Here is a 19,750-nt window from a genome sequence, read left to right on the forward strand (position 1 = left end):
ACCCTCGCCACCTCGAACAAGAAGGACACCGGCCCCGTCACGCGGGCGTTCGACGCCATCGTGCTGCTGCTCGGCGTGGCCGACGTCGCCGCCACTCCCGATGAACACGATCAGCAGCCACGGGAGCGCCCGCACCAGCTCCCGCCACGGCGACGGCTCGCCGGCGCCACCCGGCTGCGGCAGGGCGGAGATGAAGCGGGGAAGAGGGAATCGACGGCTCGGCGAGCCGCCTTCCTTGTCAGACAACGGGGTTCTCTTTCGTTGATGGGTTTCCGCGTCCCGCCACCCCTGCACTCCGGCCAGGAAGTCGACATGACGAACCGCGCTTGCAACCTGGAGTTTCTCCAGCTGTTCACCGGGGGCGCAACAAGATCTCCGGCGCGCTAATGGGTGGTAAACGTCACATTCCACTTGACGATCTTCAAGCTTGCGCCCGCTTCAGCGGGGAAAAAGGCATTGTGTGACACAGGACACACTGCGCTAATGGTGGTAGCCCGGTTCGACGAGCACTATGGAGTGCGCAACCGGTCCGGGTTTCCGGAAGGGTGGCGTGACGGGACACGTCCTGTCGAATCGGGTTCATCCCGTTGATGGTGGTCCCGCCGCCCCTGCACTCCGGCCAGAGAAGCATTCGAGGCGGCGGGACCGATCTACTTGTTCTCTCTGTGCCGTAAGGTCGACCCACAGGTGCTGGTCTGTCAAAACTCGTCGTCGCGGATCATGCCGCGTAGCCGGGTCAGCGCCCGGTGTTGCGTCACGCGGACGTCGCCGGGACGGAGCCCGAGCACCTCGGCGGTTTCGGTGGCCGAGAAGCCGACGGCGATGCGCAGAACCAGGATTTCCTGCTGCACGCGCGGCAGCGAGGCGAGCAGCTTGCCGAGCCGGGCGCCGAGGTCCAGGTGCAGCGCGTGGCTCTCAGGCTCGTTGCCGGCGACCAGCGGGCGGTCGGGGAGCTCGGGGACGGGCTCGTAGCGGTCGCGGGCGACGGCGCGGTAGGCGTCAGCGACCTTGTTCGCGGCGATGGCATGGACGAGGTAGAGGAAGGAGCCGCCACGGTCCTGATAGTGGGGAAGGACCTTGAGCACGCTCAGGCAGACTTCCTGGGCGACGTCGTCGGCCGAGAGGTAGGACAGGTCACGGCCGCTCATCCGCGCCCGGCAGTAGCGGACCACCACCGGCTCGATCATCTGCAGCAGCGAATGGATGGCGGCGGGATCTCCGCTGCCGGCGTCCTTTACCAGAGGGTCGAGAGTCTCCTTTGTGAGCCGCCCGCTCGAGCGGGGCAGCTCGCGCGGGGTCACGTACGCCGCGGTCGTCCCGCAGGTTCCGGATTCAGGTTCGGTGCGGTTGGCCCGCTCCAGCACCGCGGCCACCGCCTCCGGGGGCACCCGCGCGGCCAGCTGCCGGGCCCCGCGGGTGCCCACCGAGGACTGGTCCACCAGCGCCCGGGCGCGTTCCGGCGTCACCGTCGCGGAAGCCTCAGCCATGGTGCTCTCCTTCGCGCTGCTGCTTGATGTAGACCCGGTAGGCGGAGCGGACGGTGCGGACGGTCCGGGCCGTGCAGGGGACCGTCTCGCTGGCCACCAGCTCGGCGATGGCGGGCACCTCGTGCTCATTGGCCAGGTAATACAAGATCAGCCGGACCACGTCCGGAGGCAGCTTCGTCCTGCCCAGCGTGCGCATCGTCCCGGCCAGGTCGGCGTTGAGGTCGACCTGGGCCAATGCGACCTCTTCAGCCGAAGGGGCGCAGCCCTCGGTCCAATCGAGCGCGTCCACCAGCACGTGGTGTGCAACCTTGCGGCGGGCGTCCAGCTGCTTGCGGCAGGCGTTGGCGAAACACAGCACGCAAGAGCCGAGGAAGTAGGTCGAGAGCTTGGCGCCGCGATCGGGGCGCCAGGTACCTTCCTCGATGCCGCGCTTGCGCAGCAGCTGGATGCCCTTGCCGACGGTCTCGTAGACGACGGTGATCCCCTCCTCAGAGGTGAACGCCGGCTGCGGCCGCGGCACCGGCCGGCCCTTCTCTCGGCTGCGCCGGTAAATCTCCCCGCTGCCGGTCCACGCGCCGATGACCCCGACTCCGTAGGCGGCCAGCCGCTCCCCCAGCGCCTTCCAGACGTGCCCGCCGAATCCCTCGGCTTCCAAGGCGCACAGCAGCTCCAGGTCCGGGATCGACATCGGCCGCGTGGGCCCGTCCCCCATCCACAGCTCGCCCACCGGCGCGGTGGCATCCGGTAGGACAAGCTCCAGCAGCCTGTTCAGAGCCGCCCGGCCCAGTGGCGCGACCGGTGCTGCTACGGCCTTCCGCAGCAGCGGAACGCCGCGACGGCGCTGTGCCTGGGCGAGGGCGTTGTCCTCGGACGTCATCGGCGATTCCTCGGTTGCAGCAGAGCCAGAACGACGGCGACCGAGGAGTTCCCACGAACCCTTCGGCAACCCGGACCTCAGCCTTATAGGTGCGCCTTCACCGCCCCACGACCGCCACGTTACCTTTTCGTTATAAGAACAGTGTGCGGGTGGCACGCGAGCCCGTCCGCGTTGGTCAGCACCCGCGGGTGGCGCTACAAGCACCGCAGACCGGATGACGACGGCAAGCAGGCGCTGGGCCTGATCAGTGTGCACGCCGATGATCCCGCGTCGGTCCAGCGAGTCGCCCTCGCGGATGGCGGTGAACGGCTCCCGGCGAGAACGGCGGACGCCGCCGTGGTCACGGCGGGTCCTTTGCGATGGTCGTCGGGCGGGTCAGCGCGTCGACCAGGGCCGGCATCCGCCGCGTCGGCGCCGACGTGGCGGCCGCGATCGTCGCCGAGCGCGACGCCCACGGCCCCTACACCGGAATCGCCGAGCTGACCGAGCGGGTGCAGCTGGCCCGCCCGGTCGCCGAGGCGCTGGCCACCGTGGGTTGCTTCACCTCCCTCGACGACGGCCTGACCGCCGCCGCGCCCTTTGGACCGCCGGCGCCGCGGCCCGCACCCGCCCCGGCCACCTGCCCGGCGTCGCCGTCGGCGCCGACGCTGCCTGGCATGTCGCCGATCGAGGTCGCGGCCGCGGACCTGTGGGCCACCGGCACCACCCCGGGGCTGCACCCGATGCGGTTCATCCGCGACCACCTGGAGAACCTCGCCGCTACGGACGGGGTCCCGTTGGTGGCGGCCGGGCGGCTGCTCGACGTCGTCGACGGCACCCGGGTCCTGGTCGGCGGCGCGGTCACCCACCGGCAACGCCCGGCCACGGCCGGCGGGATCACGTTCCTCAGCCTCGAGGACGAGACCGGGCTGGCCAACGTCGTCGTCCACGCCACCACCTGGGCGCGCTTCGCGCAGGTGCTGCGCTCCAGCTCGGCGGTGGTCGTGCGCGGCCGCGCTCAGGTTGCCCAGGGTGCCGCGTGGCTGATCGCGGACCGGGTGACCGAGCTCGACCTGCGCGCGCTCGCCGCTGGCAGCCGGGATTTCCGCTGATGCGTCGCCGGTGACCACGCTCAAGGGTGGCGGGCACAGCCCGGGCAGCGACAGCGACCTGCCGGTCCAGCCCGCGGGTCCGCACACGAGGTGCCGGAACCGCAAGCACGTCCTCGCGGTCGGCGGGCAGACCGCCGGCTACGACCACACGCTCAGCCTGCACACCACCAGCTGCAACGCGTGCCTGGAATCCCACCTCGACCGCGCGACGTGGCTCGAGGTCGACCTCCGATTCCACCGCACCGTCCCCGAGGACCTGGCCGAGCTCGTCATCCGCACCTGTCCGCCCCGCCGGCCGACGGGGATCGGCGACCTCGTTCTCCAGCTACGCGAGCAGCAGGTCGCCGTCCTGAGCATGCAGTTGTGCGCCATCGACCTCAGCGGCGTCATCAGCCGGGTCGAAGTCAACCCCGTCCTACCGGCTCCGCCGGTTCGGGACCGTGCTGGTGCTCGCGGCGCTGAACCACCGGCCCGGCTACCGGTGGTCCACGACCGATCTCGGGACGACGGCCGGCGCTCGCGCGTTCTGGGCCGCCCAGCATCTGCCCGACGGGATGCAGCTCGGCGACGGGTTCTACTGCTCGCACATGACCACGGCCGTGGCCGTGTAGCGCCCGCTCGACGACGTTCCGCGTCGGTGGCGCACCGACGCGCAGCTATTACCTGTTCGCCAACCTCGTGACCCGGCGGACCTTACAGACAGTTACCGCGGACGCCGTCAGCGCTCGTGCTCCCGCGTACGCTTGCCGGCCGGACCCGTCCCTCCTTCAGCGATGTCTGTGGTCGACGTCCAGCCGATAAACGCAACTTCACGATTGACGGCACCGGCGCACGTCTCCCTCGGCGACGGCAACGTTGCCGTCGCCGGCACCGACTCGGCCGGCGGGCTGGCGCAGGCAGCGCGGCACGATCCAGCCCCCGGAAGGCTGCGAAGCCCCGGACCAGCCGCCAAGATCGAGATCGCGAGACCGGGATTTCGGTGTCGCGGCCAGGCCATCCACAACTGTCCCGCAAAGCCATTGTTCAATTCGGAAAACGTTCCACCGGGTCAGTCGATACCTCGCCAACTGCGCCCGAAAATGGCAGATTCACGGCTCGACCAGCAGTCATCCTGAAACCGATTAATCGTAATGTGCGGGGTCTGGTCACGGGAACATCACGATCGCTTCCGCCAACCGGGTATTGCTGATTGAAATCTGGACTGACCAGGGGGGAGGTGCTTACGATTACCCAGCGTCGCACGGAGCGCTGGTCACGGCGTCCGTCGGGCAAGTCGGGTCACGACCCGGCCACCTTGAGCGAAGACTGGTGTGCGGTCGAGCGCAAGGACACGAGGTCAGCCTCGCTGGAACGAGAGTTGATCACGGATCTCCGAAGGGGTTCACGGCTGTTGCCGAGAACCCCTTTGGCTCGTTTTCAGGAAAGTTTCTCCCGCCTGGTACGCGGGGTAGCGGTCTGCGACTAATAGTGGTTTATTACACGTGGTGTCCGCCAGCAGGCGGCGCCACCGCTCGATGAACCGTGTTTCCAGACGCGGTTCTGCTCTTCGAGCACGCTTGATTTTGCTCGACCGCACACCAATCAGAGAAGTGATTACGGGGCGCATCGCACCCCGGATTTTTCGATCACTTATCGCCGCTCGGGAGGAACAATGATCGACGCCGCCAGGGCGGCACCACACGGCACGCGCCCACCCCGCCCCTGGTCAGATGTCGTGCTGACCATGCTGATGGTCATCTTGACCCCAATCCTGAAGCTGGGCGGCCTGGACATCAGGTTCGCGCTGATCTGGGCCATCTGCGCGGTCGTGCTGACCGCGTGGCTGATCTCCCTTCCGCACTACCTGTTCAAGGCAGGCCAGGTGGGGAGGCTGCTCTCTCGATTGGCGCAACAGGAAGCGTCGCGGGACAACGGCGGCCATGCATCCGCGGACGACGGCAGAGACCTGCCCCGGATACCGCGTGAGCAGCAGCAATGACAGGAGGCTGGTTCTAGCTCCAGCACCTGGCCACGGCCGGGCACGGGCGGCCGCGTCGTGCCGCATTCGGCCGTGGCCACGGTGGACCTGCGCCGCTTAGCTGACGGGCGGCGCGAGAGCCGGCAGCCGCTGCAACCATCGTGGCGTGTTGCTTGGCCTGGACGTCCAACCGCGTCACCACCGCGGCGTCGGCCGGCTCCTTACCGCGCGCCGCGGCACCGTCTACGCCCAGACCGCGCGGTCCGGTTCGGCAAGCTCGACTCCACTACCTTCAGGGCCCGCGCGGGCGCCCCGCGCCCTGGCGCACCCACGCTCGCACCCGGAAGGGCGGTTCGGCGTACACGCGCGAGTAGATGCCGGTCAGCGTGGGCGTCAGCTCGGCCGCCGCTCGGCGGCCTGATCGATCAGGATAGGCATGTCGCTGGACGGAGCGGTCACGGTGTTCCTCCTGGAGCGGCGTGCTGAACGTAGGCAGTCAGACCTTCAACGAAATCCGTCACCTCCGCAACCGAGCCGTAGTTCTTGTTCAACGGACCGGCCAGCCCGATCAGCCACTTCGTCACGACCGTGGACCGCATCCCTTCGGCCTGCTGCAACGCGCTGATGCCGATCCGGGCAGCTTCCGCCGGCTCGCACTGAGCGAGCCGGTTGCGGCCAGCCGAAGCTCGTCCAGGATGCGGCTGCGCACGTAGTTTCCGCCACGAGCCTCGATGGTGTTGACGACGTGCTGCTCGGTCTGGGCCGCGTAGTCTCAATCGCTCACGGACGGGAGAGTCAACTTACATTGACAGCCGACCGGGCTGAAGCATGGCCGGGGAGCGTGCTCCCCGCGCCACTAGCCTGGCTGAAGCCCTCGCGGTCTGGCGGCGAGCCGCCGTCCGGCGGATGGCGCAGCGCTGCAGCGGTCAGCTCAGTGCCAGTAGTCATTGCAGTGCGTCTCCGATGTAAGTCGACGCGGTCGGTCGATCGGCGGCGCCCTGGCGGAAGAGGCAACCGGCGCCGGGTCAGCACGGGCCGCGCAGCTTCCGTGAATCGCGGTCGCGACCTGCACCCCCAAGCTCAGCGGTCCTGGTGCTTGTCCAGCCTGATTTGCCAGGCTTCACGATCTGCCTGCTCACGACTGCGGCGGTAACCACATACGTGGCATGTGCCCGCGACGATGCCGGCGCCAAAATCGTCTACACCGCCGTCGGGAATCAGTGCTTCCTGGTCGCAGACCGGGCATTCCTGGAGGGCCTCGCCGACGTCGCCCGGGGCTGGCGCATGCCAGCCCGCCGCCTCGACCCGGCGAGCGATTTCGTCGGGGTCGAGCAGGCTGAGGTATTCCTGCGCGATGCCGGCGCGGATGCTGTCTGCCTCGGAATCGCCGCGTTGGTGGGCGTCGATCTGCTCGTCGAGCAGTCCGCGCAGGCGGGGGTGTTCGTCCAAGGCGAACAGCGCGTCGAGATGACGTTGTTCCAGCTCACCACTGCTCTCGTTACCATGCCTGATCGCATTGGCGATGTCGATCGCCTCCAGCAAGATCGCTGTCTCAACTTTCACCACAGCATGATCGTGGGCGCGCGGCGCGAACGGCTCGCGCTCCACCTCGCTGGTCGGCCGGTGTTGCTCCGATGGAACGGTGAGGTACTGCGTCACCGTCAGCGTCACGGACTTGGCGACTTCACCTGTTGCCTCCCATTCCGCGGAGATAGCGTCCACCCGCACCTGCGGTGGGACAAGTTCAGCGCCGACTGGGGTCGTCTCCTGGCGGCGAGCCTTTGTCGCGAGTAGCTCCAGCATGACGCGAGCGAACTTGACCCTGGATTTACCGGGCTTGTTCGGCTTTTGCGCGACGAACTCCTCGCCGCGCCATCCCGATCCGACGACAACGGCTAGGCCGTTGCTGAGCGCGGCGTCGAATAAGGACTCGGCCCCGACTGCGTTCGGGTCTGATCGCAGCGCGAACGCGCAGCGGGCATACACGCGGGCTCGGCCGGCGAACAGCGTCACGTCAGGGGAATCGGTGGAGAGCACGCCAAACAGTATCCGACCCCTGCGTAGCCCCGACTCGGCGATCGCCCCGCGCCTCGGACGCGACCCGTAAGACGATCCGCAGCTACCTGTCCGGCGAGCGGAAGCCGGCGGGGCCGGACCCGTTCGGCTCGTTCGTCGCCTACTGCCGCGTTCGGCTCGCCGACGACCCGCACGTGTGGGCCTCGACGCTGCTGGACGAGGTCACCGAGCTGGTCTACCAGGGCTGCTACTCGACCTTCACTCGGGGCTGCGCCGCTATGAGCTGCGCCCGCACTGCGAGCCGTGTCAGGTCGCCCCCGGCGGCGACGTCGCAATCATCGTGCACCCGCCGGGGGAGGAGACCCAGTTCGACTCGTTAGAACTGCCCGCCCCGCCCGCGGCCTGGGGTGTCGGGCGTCGGGCGGCAGGCGCACCTGGTGGTCGGCGCCCTGGCGCTGCGCCGGGACGAGCTGGCCGTCAGCGGCACGGAACCCCTGGCAGCCAGTGGAGGAGAGGCGGCCGGGTTCAGGATGCCTCGGCGTAGGAGACGAGCTTTTCGGTCAGCTCGGTCCACCGGGCGACGTCGACGACGGCCTCAGCGGTCATGCGGATGCCGGTGGGGAACAGCTGGTTGAACAGCATCGCCGCTGCGCTAAGTGTGCTCGGCGCCGTCCGGAGCCGCGCAGAGGGGCCGGCCGCGCCGGCTGCGGGCAGCAGTGACGGCGTCTCCTGCCGGTTCCGTACTCGGGTGCCTTCCGCCCACTGGTAAACGCCTGATCGGATGCGGTCGAGGTCGCCCTCGCGGCAGAGCTGCGCGCTGGCGGTGCGCACCTGTTCCCGGGTCACTTTCCCGCCGCCGAGCGCGACGACCTGGTCGAAGCCGAGCGGACGGTCCTCGGAAGCGTGGACGCCGAGCACCACGGACGTGACGCGGTCGGTCGACGCGGCCCGGCGGTGCGCGAGGTCGGTGTCGAGGGCTGGGCTGAGAGGCTCGGGGACGCTGGTCTCTGGACCAGCCCAGAATTGGCTGATCGTGACGCGGAGCAGCCGGGCGGCCTTGTCCACGCGGTCGGTGTCGACCCGGCCGAGCAGGGAGCGGACCACTCGAAGCGTGCCGCCGTGCGGTCCGCGGAACACGAGGTGCACTCCTTCTTCCTTGCGGCGCGTGAATCCCCACGCGGTGAGCTGGTCCACGAACTCTCGGTTTGTGGGGTGGGGTCCTGCGGACGTCGGCCGGTCGCTGGTCTGCGCTGCCATCGCAACTCCAATGTGGTGTTCGACTTGACTCTGGAACCAAGTAGACTACGGTTTGACATAGATCGCAACTCTGTATCGGAGTCATGATGAGTGAGACGCCCAAGCCGCCGGCCGACATCGACGACAACGTCGCGGCCAACGTGCGGAACTTCCGCGAGCGCCAGGGCCTGAGCCAGGGCGAGCTCGCCCAACGGATGACCGATCGCGGCTTTGGATTCAGCCAAGCCACGATCTGGAAGATCGAAAGCAAACAACGGCCCGTCAAGGTCAGCGAGGCCGTCGCCCTCGGCGACGCGCTCGAGCTGCGCAGCTGGACCTACCTCACGCAGCGACCGGAGATCAGCCGCCACCACGCGGACCTGGAGTTGGTCACCCGCAACGCGCACCAGGCGTATGAGGCGCTGAAGGCTGCGGCCATCGAGTATCACCGCGCCCAGGAAGATCTGTCGCTGACCGTGCACCTGGCCCGCGACGCTGGCCTTGACGTCGACGAGCGATGGACCGGCTGGCTCGACCAGCCCGGCGAGAAGGCGGTCATCGAAGCCCGCGTGCAGCACGACGAGGAGGACGCGATCCTCGAGCAGCAGCACCAGAAGGTCGCCGCGATCCTCGACACGCTGCGCGAACACGGCTATGCGCTCCCGCAGCCCGAAGACTGGACGTCCTACGGCGAGGGCGAGCCCACGACGCAGCCCGACGGCGAGGCGACCGCCCAGCAGTAACCCGAGCTCGTGCGAGGCCTGTCGTCCGGGGCGGTCTACGTCATCCGCGCCGTGCGACCTGCTCCCGCAGCCAGGCCGCCAGGCGTCGCGCCGTGGCATTGAGGATGCCTTCGGCGCTGGTCGCGTCGTCGGCGGGCCGAGCGCCAAGCAACTCCAGCAGGCCGACCAGGGCGCTGGCTTCGCTGCGGCCAAGACCAATCTGGATGACGCCGTCTGACGAGTACTCGACCAGGATCCCGGGTCGCGGCCGTAGCTGCCCGCTTACGGCGGGATCTCTCCGCGCGAGCGCTCCCACGGCCAGTCGTTCCTGGACCTCGTCGGCCTGTCAGAGGACGCATGCCGCTTGCGCTGAAATCAAGGGTGTTTGTCTGAGCCGCCCCGTACCCTGATCACATGACCCGTGAGCCGACCCTGGTGCCGCCCGCGAGGCGCAGCGTGCTGCACACGGCTCCTCGGCGCCTGGCGATCTTCGACTGCTCGGTGCTCAGCTCTGACGTGATCGCCGCGACCCGCCGGCTGCCACGACACTCGTCGTTCGTCGACGCGATGAGGGACGGCACGCTCCGCGGGTTCATCACCCGCCAAGTCTGGGCCGAGGTGCCACGGGTGTTGGAAGACCGCTGGCAGGAAAGCGACGGCGGGTTCGACCTGGACGCCGCAAGGCACATCTGGTGGAGCATCTACGTTCCCCTCCTCTACACCGTGGACACCGATCGGCTGCCCTCCACGCCCGAGTCAGAGCAGCTGGCCACGGAGGACCCCAGCGACGTCGGAATGCTGCTGCTGCACCCCGTGCTCAGCCCGGCCGCATTGATCACCGGCGATCGCGACCTGCGCCGCAGCGGCCTGGCGCACGAGGACTGGATCAGCCTGCGCTCGGCGGTAGGGCAGGTCACGACCGCCGAGGGGCTGGCCAGCACCGCCAACAAAGTCGTCACGCTCGCAGTGGAAGGCACCGCCCGCGCGGTCGTGCGGACGGCGCGGGCTTCGTGGGATCACCCGCTGGCGGCGCTGCTGATCGCCGCGGCGCTGATGGGCGGGTTCCTGGCATACCGGCGCGCGCACCCCATACCCAACGACACGATCAAGCCGCTCCTACACGACGTCGGCGAGGCCATCGTCAAGCAAGCCACCGCGGTCAACAAACGCTTCGAGCGGGGTGAGACCGTCTGGGCCGTCGCCGAACGCGGCTCGATCGGCGAGGCCCTGCTGCACCGGGTCGCCCGAGTGCTGGCCTGCTCGCCCGAGCCGATGACCCGGTCGGAAATTCTGGCCGCAGTGCCCGAGTTCCCAGGCCACAGCCACATCGAGCGGATGTACAGCCTGTACGAACTGCTGCGCAGCTACCCCATGTTCTGCGAGGTGCAGCCGCACCGGTGGCACGTCGGCCGCATCAACGTCGGCGCCGGGTTGGTCTGAAGGTAGTCCACGCCGCGCGATCGGTTCGGATCAAGCGCGGTGCCCGCTCGGTACCCTCATAACCATGTCGGACCGCGCCCCCTTCACCGAGCGCCCCGGCGCGTCTGCGGCACCGCCTCGTGGGGTCAGGCGGCCGGCATGACCTTCTGGCGAACCCAGCAGGGGCCCTACACCGAGAAGGACATCCCCGCGGGCTCAGGTGATCGACGGCTCATCGCCGAAATCGTCTGCCCGGACTGCAACAACATCCTCGCCCGGCTGCGCGACCGTGACGACGGCGTCGGCCTCACCTCCTGGATGCGCGGCTCGTCTGTGGCCAACCCGCAGAGCCTGAGCGTCGGATACGCCTTCTACACACTGATCACGGCCGCCGAACCCGCCGACGACGAGACGGCGGACCTGGTGTGCTGGCGCGGCCACGGAGGCTTGCGGATCACCGGCGCGGACTGCCGGGCCATCGTTGACCGTTACCGGGCCAAGGGCCGGAAAATCCGACACCCCGCCACCCGCGTACCGCAACCAGACGACGAGGCTCCGGTATCCTGATCGCACAAACGCATGCCTGAGGCGGGACCGCTCGCCACGTCGGGTTTGAGGCACCCGGCACGTCATCCTCACCTGGAGGAGCCGTGTCGGCTGTCCAAGTTGGTTTCGTCGCCTTCATCAGCGCAGTTGCGGTGTCCACTCTGGTCCGCTGCGCCCTGGTCGTCTACGCCGTCTTGATCGCGCTCAACACCAGCAACGCCAAGCGCCGCCAGGTCGCTGTGCGTGTCCTGCGGATGCTGAGCCCGGCGCTGTCGATCAAGCTGGGTCACCTGGAGGTCACCCGAGCACAGGTGGAAGACACGCCCGAACGTCGCGAGCTGAGCGAGTAGCGACCGTTCGCGGGTGTCGGGCCGTGGCGGACGACGGTGAAGACATCTGTTGACACCGAACTGGTAACCGGACGGCCCGGCCTTCGGCTGCTTCCGCGGCCGGCACCACAGCGTTCACCCTGGCCGAGCTCGCCGCCGGGCGGCTCGCGCTGCGCGGGTACGGCGTTGGACTGGAGCACCGCGACGTGCACAACTCTCTCTTACCGCATGTCATCACCGCAGATGCTGCGCCAGTGGACCTACGTCAGCGCGAGCCAAGCGATCTGTACTTTGATGCCCCGGACTACAACCGGACCCAGCCCGGCGACGCCCCGGCAGTGTTCCTCGCCGGCGGATCACCGGCGTCCCGCGCTGGCCGCCGCACCAGACCCGGTCGTGGCGCTCAATCCCAAACGGGCGAACTTCCCGCCCTACGACCCGGCCGCTGGCTGGTAGCAGGGCGTCCTGCGAATAGCACCGTCAGTACCTGGCCACCACCGTCACCCTGTCGTGGTTTTTCGCCTCCACCTCGGCGGTGGCGGTGCAGGCCCTTGGCGAAGGTCGCCCGACCTTGGTCGGCGCCGACGTCGGCTATCCGCGCGTAGCCGACGTCCGGATGCGTGTCCGGCTGGCGCGTTCGGGCCTGACGGTCCACGGCAGAGGGCGGACTCGAGCGGAGTCGATCAGGCGGCGTCGTTGAAGATCTTCCGCTGGATCTCCAGGTAGCGACGCAGGTCGACGACGGGAGCGTCGGTCGAGGTCGGGGTCGGCTCCGGTGGCTCGTCCAGTTCGAACGAGTTCGCCTGGGCCAGCTGCCGCGTGTAGTCGATGACGACCTGGACGAGGGTTTCGGACTGCTCCGCGGAGAAGTCGACGGTGATGTTGCCGTTCTCGGAGTACGCCTTGACCGCGTCGAGATCGGCGATGAGGCGTTCGATGATCTCAGCGTCGAGGTTCTGGTCGCGGACGCCCTCGAGGTAGGCGCGCAGCGAGTCGTTGTAGTTCGTGACGCACTCCGGCAGGGCCCGCCTTCGCTGGCGCACGATCGGAACGACGGCGGCGACCGTCCCGGCGACCGCCAGCGTCGCGAGCCCCGCAACGACGACCGGCTTCTTCTTGAGCATCGAGGCTGCCGCGCCGACCGCGCCCTGCTGGTGCAGCTTGGAGGCGGAGGCCTCCTTGAGGTGGGCCACGATGTGTCCAGCGCGGTTGCGCACAACGCCGCCAAAGAGGCGCAGATCGCCCTTGAGCAGGCCCTCCGCGATCTCTGCCGGCATCTCGAAGTCAATCTGAACGGTCATTCGCGGTCCTCAGCTGAGCTCGTGAAGGGCTACTGCGCCACACAGTAGTGCTGACCATCGACTTCACCGGCGTCCCGACCACCGGAGATGAAAAGGGAGCCGCGATACGTGGGCGGCGGGTGCTCGAGCCGGCAGCTTGGGAGGCGGTCGTCGCGCTGACCCGAAGTGCGTCACCGGCCCGCCCATGGGGTGATCGCTGATCGCTGCGGGCATGAGCGACGAGCGCGAACTCGTGGATGCCCGGGACCTGCTGCTGGACCAGCGGCTCCGGTCACTCGGGCGCGCCGACCGCACCGAGGGGATGACGCGGCTGGCAGGGCTGCGGACCCGGCACGCGGACTGCCTGTGGGCGATCGAGCGCACCGCCGACGCCGAGCAGGAGCAGCAGCTGCGCGCCCACGCCCGCAAGCTGGCGCGGGCGATCGTCGTCATCGCCGACGAGCTGGGCAGCCCGTGCGGCGACATCGCCGGCGGGATCGTCCTGCTCCCGGCCAGCAGCGTGGTGACCACCCGGATCGTGACGCCGGCGCAGGTGCCCGGCTGCGGCCAGGAGCACCAGCCCGCGTGGCGTACCGCCGCGGCCGCCGAAGCAGCGCGGGCCGGCATGCACGACCCGAGCGCGTGGCGGCCGTCCTGGGTGGCGTCGATTCCCGATACCCGGACCGCCGAAGGATTCCGCCTGCTCACATTGGACGTTTGCCGCGCGGTCGCGGCCCGGCGTGGCCACGCGCGACCACTTCGCCGCGCACTCGTGGACACCGGGTGAGACTCGGCTGCAGGTGCTCGCCGCGCCGCCGCTGGACATCCGCCGCCGGGTCACGGCGCCTACCAGAAGATCCTGGCCGACCAGTGGGGCTGCGCCGCGGTGCCCGCGGACTGGCCGCACCTCACCCTGTGCGGCGCCGCGGCCGGCGTCAACGCCGACGACCACGAGCACGCGGCGCAACAGCTGACCGCGCGGCTGCGCCAGGGCGCCGGCGACAAGCTGCTGCAGGGCATCGAGCTGCTGCTGGGCCCACCACTGTCAACGCCGACGGTGTCCAGCTCGACATCAGCAGCCCCGGCCCGACCGGCCCGGAGGTGTTCGAGGCCCGCGACGAGCCCCTGGGGCAGCTGGTCAACCAGGTCCGCGCGCTCGCGCACGCCGACGCGATCGGCCGGCACTGGCGACCGCACCTCGCGCACGCCTACCCCCGGGCCGATCGCGAGATCCTCGACGCCACCGGCATCAACCACGTCCGCCGGCGCTGGGCCTGGCAGCCGGACGCCCTGCACGTCGCCGCGGTCACCCAGCACCCCACCGACGGCCGCTACCAGTGCGACATCCTCGACACCATCACCCTCCCCGGGCGCCGTAGCTCTTGCCGGAAAGTAGTCCTGACAGCCCTGGCGCGCTCACCTTCGGCAGCGTCGGCGGAAGATGAGCGCGTGACTGAACAACCCGACGACCTCGGCGCGGCGTCCGTCCCGGAACTGCTGGGCCGGTACGCCGCGATCCTGGCCGAGCTGCGTGACCGCGGTGTCGTGCGGACCCGCAACGCGCCCCTGGGCGACTACGCCGAGTACCTCGCCGCGAAGGTCTATCACGGGACGCTCGAGCCGAACTCGGTCAAGTCCTACGACCTGATCGACGCCGACGGCCGCCGGATCCAGGTGAAGGCCCGCACCGTCGGGCCGGACACCGGCGCGGGTGCGGTGTTCTCGGTCTTCCGGTCCTTCGACTTCGACATCGCTGTGCTGATCACCTTCGACAGCGCTACCTACGCGCTGCGCGAGGCCCGTGAGGTTCCGGTGGCCGAGCTCGAAACGGCCGGCCGGCACTCCGCCCACGTCAACGGGCGCCTGATCAGGATCACCGCCGGCCTCCGGCTCGGCGTGGACGTCACGGCCCGGTTCCGCGCCGTCGCCTCGATGTAGCCGGCGCGCGTGGTGCGGGGTCAGCTCTGCGCTGGACCTTGCACGAGGACAAACCGGCGATTTGCGCGATCCCGCCAGAACGCGGGGATCCGCTCCCACAACGCCGGCAGCCGCCACTGCGGCGCCAGCTCCGGGGCGACACCGTCGAGGCCGGGAGTGCCATCCACGTCGATCAGGTAGCCGGTCGGCTCGAGCACCTGCCGCCACGGCGGCGCCCACGTCGGCTCTCCGATGAGGACGGCCTTGACGATGCCGGCGGTGAGCTGCAGCCCGGTGAAGCCGGGAGGGACGGGGACACGCCATTCCCGCTCGTGCAGCCAGTCGCTGGTGTAGCCCTCGAACCTCACCGCCCAGTTCCGCTGCTCCGCCGTCAGGGTCCGGTGTTGGCTTCGCGGGTGTACCAGACCGGGCCGCCTCCGGCCTGGTCTGGTACACCCATTCGCGGGTGAACAGCAGCGCCCACGGCGGGAACGCCTGGTCGTGGAGCAGCCAGTGCAGGTGCTCGACGGGACTCTCGGATAAGCACACCATCCGGTTCGCCCTCCCACAGGATGTTCGCCAGCCAGCCCGGCGCCGAGGTCATGGCGGCATTGTCGGGGTCCTGATGACGCCGCGACCCCAACGGCCGCTGGGACGCCCTGATCACCCACTTGCCGACGAATCGCGGCGTGTCGCCCGGTCGGGTGGACTCGTAGGGCCGAACGGGCGGCCGGTGCGTCACATGACGCGGAACCCGCCCCGCCAGCCGATACAACGGTGGTTCATCGGCGCACCACGCGGTTCTGCCCTCGGGGGGTCGGCATGGCGAAAACGGGTCGGCACGCGGTCCACCGCACGATGGTCCTGGTCGACGTGGAGGGCTACAGCGCTCCGACCCGGACGCTGCCCCACCAGCTCGGCACCCGCGCCGGGATGTACGCGGTGGTCACCGAGGCGCTGGCGGCAGCCGGGGTACCGATGCAGGCGTGCTGGCACGGAGACGCCGGGGACGGTGTGGTGGTACTGGTCCCGCCGGAGTACCCGAAGGCGCCGTTGCTGGAGGTGCTGCCCCAGGCGCTGGTGCGCGCAATACGTGGGCACAACAGCACGAGCCCCACCGCCGCGCGCGCCCGGCTGCGGCTGGCAGTGCACGCCGGGGAGGTCGCCTTCGACGACCACGGCGCGACCTCGCCCACGATGGTCGCGGCGTTCCGGCTGCTGGACGCAGCCCCGGTCCGCGAGGCCCTGACCGGTTCACCGGGCGTGCTGGCCATGATCGTGTCCGGGCTGGTCTTCGACGAGGTCGTACGCAACTCCACTACCCTGGACCCGGCCACGTTCCGGCCCGTCGAGGTGACGGTGAAGTCCTTCCACGACCGCGCCTGGATCGCCCTGCCCGACCACCCCTACCCGGCCGACCCCACCGTCCTCACCCCACGCCCGCCGGACACTCCAGCACCGGAGACCGCGTCGGCCGGCCCTGCCGCCGGCCCCGGAACACACGGTCGGTACGACGGTCCCGGGCCGCGCGGGGTGCACATCGCCGGCGACGTGCACGGCTCCGGACCCGGCATCACCATCGGCGCGGCCACCGGCGACCACCTCACCATCGGCACACCACCACCTTCTGCGCAGCAGCCGCACCACCCTCGCTAGCCGACGCGGACCACGGGCGCACCGCGTCGGCGGCCGACCCGCCTCACCCCGGCATCACCTCGGCCGCCGGTACCGCGGTGACCACGAGCATCCACGGTGACCTCGTCGCCACCGATCACGGTGCCGCCGTCGGTGTGGTGCACGGCAACCTGAACCTGCACCCGCCACCCCCGCGACCCGCGCCGACCATCCCGCGGCAGCTGCCCGCCGCACCGGGACTGTTCACCGGCCGGACCACGGAACTGGCCCGCCTGGATTGCGCCCTGACCCACGCCGCCACACCGCAGGGGCAGGGCGCGACGGTGCTGGTCTCGGCGGTCGGCGGTGCCGGGGGCATCGGCAAGACCTGGCTCGCCCTGGCCTGGGCATACCGGCATCTGGAGCGGTTCCCGGACGGGCAGCTGTTCGTCGACCTGCACGGCTTCAGCCCCACCGACGAACCGGTGCAGCCAGCGACGGCGGTCCGCGGGTTCCTCGACGCCCTGGGCGTCGAAGCGAACCGCATCCCCACCGACCTCGACGCCCAAGCGACGCTCTACCGCAGCCTGGTGGCCGGGCGGCGGATGCTCATCGTGCTGGACAACGCCGCCACCAGCGACCAGGTCGCACCCCTGCTGCCCGGCTCGCCGTCCTGCACCGTGCTGGTCACCGGCCGGCACCGGCTGGCCTCGCTGATCGACCGGCACGACGCCCGCCACCTGCCCCTGGACGTCCTGCCCCCCGAGGAGGCCCGCGGCCTGCTGGCCGCCCGCCTGGGCGCCGACCGCGTCGCCGCCGAACCCGAGGCGGTCAACGAGCTGATCGGACTGTGCGGGGGCCACCCGCTGGCGTTGTCGATCACCGCGCGCACCGCCGGCACCCGCCCCGACGTTCCGTTGGCCGAGGCCGCCGCCGAACTGCGCGAGCTCGGCCTGGAGGCGCTCGACCACGACACCGACCCGGCCGCCAGCCTGCCCACCGTGCTGTCCTGGTCCCTGCGCTACCTCACCGACACCCAGCGCACCGTGTTCGCGCTGCTGGGCATCGCCCCCGGTCCCGACACCACCCCACCCGCCACCGCCGCCCTCACCGCCCTGCCCGACCGCCTCGCCCGCCGGACGCTGAGCGGGCTGGAGAACGCCTCCCTGCTGGAACGGCGGCCGGGCGGCCGCTACGCGATGCACGACCTGGTCCGCCGCTACGCCACGGACACCGCCCACACCACCCTGCCCGAGCAGGTACGGGAAGCGGCCCTGACCCGGGCGGGGGACTTCCACCTGCACACCGCCCACACCGCCGACCGCCTCCTGGACCCCCACCTCGTGCTCGTGCGGCCCGAGCCGCCCGCGCCCGGCGTGCACCCACACCCGCTACCCGACACTGCCGCGGCACTGGCGTGGATGGACGCCGAACACGCCACGCTGCTGGCCACCCAGCACACCGCCGCCACGCTCGGCCACCACCACACCGTCTGGCACCTGGCCTGGAACCTGACCACCTTCCACCTCCGACGGGGACACCGGCACGACGAGGTCACCACATGGCAAGCCGCACTGGACGCCGCCGACCACCTGCCCGACACCGCCACTCGCAGCCGCACCCACCGGCACCTCGGTGACGCCTGCTCCCGGCTGGGCCTGCACGACCAGGCCAGCACCCACCTGGTGGAGGCCCTGGACCTCGCCTTGCGCCACCACGACCCCGCCGAACAGGCCCACACCCACCAGACACTCGCGGTCGCCTGGGAACGACGGAGGGACGACCAGCAGGCCCTGGAGCACGCCCACCACGCCCTCGACCTCTACCGCGCCGTCGACCAGCCGGTGTGGGAAGCCTGTGCGCTCAGCGCGGTGGGCTGGTATGCCGCGCGCCTGGGCCGGTTCGACACCGCCCGCGAGCACTGCCAGGCCGCTCTCCCCCTGCATCGACACCACCACAATCCCGACGGCGAGGCGGTCACGCTGGACAGCCTGGGCTACATCGCCCACCACGCCGGCGACTACCACCAAGCCCTCGACCACTACCACCACGCCCTCACCCTGCTCCGCGGCGTCGGCGCCGCCTACACAGTCGCGGACACCCTCGACCACGTGGGCCATCCCCACGCCGCGCTCGGCCGGTACGAGCAGGCCCGCGCGGTGTGGCGGGAGGCGCTGCAGCTGTACCGGGAACAAGGCCGCGACGCCGATGCCGAGCGCGTCCAACACCAACTCGACGACCTCGACCACACCTGAACCACGACGCTGCCTACTCCGGCGAAGCTGTCCTCGCGGTGGCTAGAGCTGCTCCGGCTTGCAGGCGCTGTCTCTCCGGCGGGCCTCACTCGGACGGTCGCTGAATGGCTTGGCGTCGTGGCCTGGGTGATCGGCGTGCGACTACTCGCCACGCTGCTGGGTGGGCCTGGTTGAAGTCGTCGGCGAATCGGCGGAGAGCTTCCTTCGCGGCGCGGTCGTCAGGTGGCTGGCCGGTGCTGCGTTCGGCCCAGTAGACGAGGGCGTTCACGGCCTGCCGGATGGTGTCCGGTCGGTACCGCGGGTAGACGTCGGGGTCCGGGGTGTCGCGGGAGTCGTTCCAGCGGCTGATCTGATCGTGGACGTACTCGACGAGCTTGGAGGTTGTGATCGTGTCGGTCCCGTGCTGGTAGTCGCGGGTGCGGCACCAGTGTTGGTAGTGCGCGAGCCGGGCGCGGTAGCACGCGAGTGTCTTGGGGGAGTACTGCCGCACCACCGATGGGCGCAGTTCGACGTCGGGGCGCGAGGTTGCCTTCGGGTTGACGGAGGCTGCGGGCCTGGACACATTCCCAGAGTGCCATCAAGCGTGTGCAAGCGACACAAACACCGCGAGCAGCATGCATTCGCGACCACTGCACAACCTGACCTTCCCGAGACCCGCAACATGTGGGTGATACCCAGGGGTATCACCCACATCTTGTATCCGAATTGTCGCCGACGGTCGACCGTTCTCGCAGCTCGGACCACCAGACCGCGGCACTCCCTGACGTCCCACCTTGTGACGAAACTACAGTGAGTGATCAGTCCAATCACCCTCACTTGGGCTCATATGGCAATTCACTATACATGCCAATGAAGTGAAATTAATACTCTCGCAATGTCAGCCTGCGGATGCCAGCGTTATTTTGGAATTTGTTGCCGCGCGGACGGATGAATCAGCCCCACGAAAAGGCGACCGAGGGACTTGGTTGACCGACTCGCCCGCGCTGATCATCGGGTACACCCTT

20 protein-coding genes and 1 pseudogene are annotated in these 19,750 nt (G+C 69.7%); 12 read left to right on the forward strand and 9 right to left on the reverse strand.

All coding sequences use genetic code 11. The annotated features are described in order from the left end of the window. Positions 1-96 (forward strand): annotated as a pseudogene (locus ACWEVP_RS42935) (glyoxalase); the annotation flags it as partial. A gap of 602 nt (positions 97-698) precedes the next feature. On the opposite strand, the gene shbA reads toward ACWEVP_RS42935, so the two are convergent. Both shbA and ACWEVP_RS42945 read right to left on the reverse strand, forming a co-directional pair. Beyond that, a complete protein-coding gene (shbA, locus tag ACWEVP_RS42940; protein WP_452068344.1) occupies positions 699-1,487 on the reverse strand; it encodes an RNA polymerase sigma factor ShbA in 789 nt (262 codons plus the stop codon). Continuing rightward, entirely contained in the window at positions 1,480-2,364 is an 885-nt protein-coding gene (locus ACWEVP_RS42945) for a hypothetical protein (RefSeq protein WP_452068345.1), read from the reverse strand. Before ACWEVP_RS42945 ends, shbA begins: the two co-directional genes overlap by 8 nt. A gap of 359 nt (positions 2,365-2,723) precedes the next feature. Between ACWEVP_RS42945 and ACWEVP_RS42950 the strand changes: the two genes are divergently transcribed. From ACWEVP_RS42950 to ACWEVP_RS42960, 3 genes are all read left to right on the forward strand, one after another. Next, the gene (locus ACWEVP_RS42950; RefSeq protein WP_452068346.1) at positions 2,724-3,455 is read left to right on the forward strand and encodes a helix-hairpin-helix domain-containing protein; all 732 of its coding nucleotides are present in this window, start codon (positions 2,724-2,726) and stop codon (positions 3,453-3,455) included. Positions 3,456-3,895: 440 nt separating this feature from the next. Continuing rightward, positions 3,896-4,066, forward strand: a complete 171-nt coding sequence (locus ACWEVP_RS42955; protein ID WP_452068347.1) for a hypothetical protein — start codon at positions 3,896-3,898, stop codon at positions 4,064-4,066. Between the two features lie 1,040 nt (positions 4,067-5,106). Then, the gene (locus ACWEVP_RS42960) at positions 5,107-5,433 is read left to right on the forward strand and encodes a hypothetical protein (RefSeq protein WP_452068348.1); all 327 of its coding nucleotides are present in this window, start codon (positions 5,107-5,109) and stop codon (positions 5,431-5,433) included. 434 nt (positions 5,434-5,867) lie between these two features. On the opposite strand, the gene ACWEVP_RS42965 is transcribed toward ACWEVP_RS42960, so the two are convergent. The 3 genes from ACWEVP_RS42965 to ACWEVP_RS42975 form a co-directional block, all read right to left on the reverse strand. Beyond that, on the reverse strand, positions 5,868-5,996 hold the full coding sequence (locus ACWEVP_RS42965) for a hypothetical protein (RefSeq protein WP_452068349.1): 129 nt from the start codon (positions 5,994-5,996) through the stop codon (positions 5,868-5,870). Between the two features lie 496 nt (positions 5,997-6,492). Continuing rightward, positions 6,493-7,449 carry a hypothetical protein gene (locus ACWEVP_RS42970; RefSeq protein ID WP_452068350.1) on the reverse strand — a complete coding sequence of 319 codons (957 nt, stop codon included), beginning with the start codon at positions 7,447-7,449 and terminating at the stop codon, positions 6,493-6,495. A gap of 504 nt (positions 7,450-7,953) precedes the next feature. Then, positions 7,954-8,622 (reverse strand): hypothetical protein, encoded by a 669-nt coding sequence (locus ACWEVP_RS42975; protein ID WP_452068351.1) that lies wholly within the window; start codon positions 8,620-8,622, stop codon positions 7,954-7,956. Positions 8,623-8,771: 149 nt separating this feature from the next. Here ACWEVP_RS42975 and ACWEVP_RS42980 point away from each other — a divergent pair, with 149 nt between their 5' ends. Continuing rightward, the gene (locus tag ACWEVP_RS42980) at positions 8,772-9,407 is read left to right on the forward strand and encodes a helix-turn-helix domain-containing protein (protein ID WP_452068352.1); all 636 of its coding nucleotides are present in this window, start codon (positions 8,772-8,774) and stop codon (positions 9,405-9,407) included. Between the two features lie 40 nt (positions 9,408-9,447). On the opposite strand, the gene ACWEVP_RS42985 is transcribed toward ACWEVP_RS42980, so the two are convergent. Then, the gene (locus ACWEVP_RS42985) at positions 9,448-9,702 is read right to left on the reverse strand and encodes a hypothetical protein (protein WP_452068353.1); all 255 of its coding nucleotides are present in this window, start codon (positions 9,700-9,702) and stop codon (positions 9,448-9,450) included. Positions 9,703-9,800: 98 nt separating this feature from the next. On the opposite strand from ACWEVP_RS42985, the gene ACWEVP_RS42990 reads away from it, so the two are divergent. From ACWEVP_RS42990 to ACWEVP_RS43000, 3 genes are all read left to right on the forward strand, one after another. Further along, complete coding sequence (locus tag ACWEVP_RS42990; protein WP_452068354.1) at positions 9,801-10,826, forward strand: hypothetical protein; 1,026 nt, start codon at positions 9,801-9,803, stop codon at positions 10,824-10,826. Between the two features lie 138 nt (positions 10,827-10,964). Continuing rightward, positions 10,965-11,372 carry a hypothetical protein gene (locus tag ACWEVP_RS42995; protein ID WP_452068355.1) on the forward strand — a complete coding sequence of 136 codons (408 nt, stop codon included), beginning with the start codon at positions 10,965-10,967 and terminating at the stop codon, positions 11,370-11,372. Between the two features lie 131 nt (positions 11,373-11,503). Continuing rightward, positions 11,504-11,701 carry a hypothetical protein gene (locus ACWEVP_RS43000; protein WP_452068356.1) on the forward strand — a complete coding sequence of 66 codons (198 nt, stop codon included), beginning with the start codon at positions 11,504-11,506 and terminating at the stop codon, positions 11,699-11,701. Between the two features lie 662 nt (positions 11,702-12,363). Here the strand turns inward: ACWEVP_RS43000 and ACWEVP_RS43005 are convergent. Further along, positions 12,364-12,981, reverse strand: a complete 618-nt coding sequence (locus ACWEVP_RS43005; RefSeq protein WP_452068357.1) for a hypothetical protein — start codon at positions 12,979-12,981, stop codon at positions 12,364-12,366. A 211-nt stretch (positions 12,982-13,192) separates the two neighbouring features. On the opposite strand from ACWEVP_RS43005, the gene ACWEVP_RS43010 reads away from it, so the two are divergent. Both ACWEVP_RS43010 and ACWEVP_RS43015 read left to right on the forward strand, forming a co-directional pair. Continuing rightward, positions 13,193-13,747, forward strand: coding sequence for a hypothetical protein (locus ACWEVP_RS43010; protein WP_452068358.1), 555 nt, complete (start codon positions 13,193-13,195; stop codon positions 13,745-13,747). Positions 13,748-14,061: 314 nt separating this feature from the next. After that, positions 14,062-14,898 carry a DUF6998 domain-containing protein gene (locus ACWEVP_RS43015; RefSeq protein WP_452068359.1) on the forward strand — a complete coding sequence of 279 codons (837 nt, stop codon included), beginning with the start codon at positions 14,062-14,064 and terminating at the stop codon, positions 14,896-14,898. 20 nt (positions 14,899-14,918) lie between these two features. On the opposite strand, the gene ACWEVP_RS43020 is transcribed toward ACWEVP_RS43015, so the two are convergent. Next, positions 14,919-15,245: a hypothetical protein gene (locus tag ACWEVP_RS43020; protein WP_452068360.1), complete on the reverse strand. Its 327-nt coding sequence runs from the start codon at positions 15,243-15,245 to the stop codon at positions 14,919-14,921. 454 nt (positions 15,246-15,699) lie between these two features. On the opposite strand from ACWEVP_RS43020, the gene ACWEVP_RS43025 reads away from it, so the two are divergent. Then, complete coding sequence (locus ACWEVP_RS43025) at positions 15,700-16,533, forward strand: hypothetical protein (protein ID WP_452068361.1); 834 nt, start codon at positions 15,700-15,702, stop codon at positions 16,531-16,533. A 77-nt stretch (positions 16,534-16,610) separates the two neighbouring features. Next, positions 16,611-18,746, forward strand: a complete 2,136-nt coding sequence (locus tag ACWEVP_RS43030) for an ATP-binding protein (protein WP_452068362.1) — start codon at positions 16,611-16,613, stop codon at positions 18,744-18,746. 85 nt (positions 18,747-18,831) lie between these two features. Here ACWEVP_RS43030 and ACWEVP_RS43035 read toward each other — a convergent pair whose 3' ends face one another. Continuing rightward, positions 18,832-19,308, reverse strand: a complete 477-nt coding sequence (locus tag ACWEVP_RS43035) for a hypothetical protein (RefSeq protein ID WP_452068363.1) — start codon at positions 19,306-19,308, stop codon at positions 18,832-18,834. Between the last annotated feature and the right edge of the window lie 442 nt (positions 19,309-19,750).

This window comes from Amycolatopsis sp. NPDC003865 (assembly GCF_053605345.1).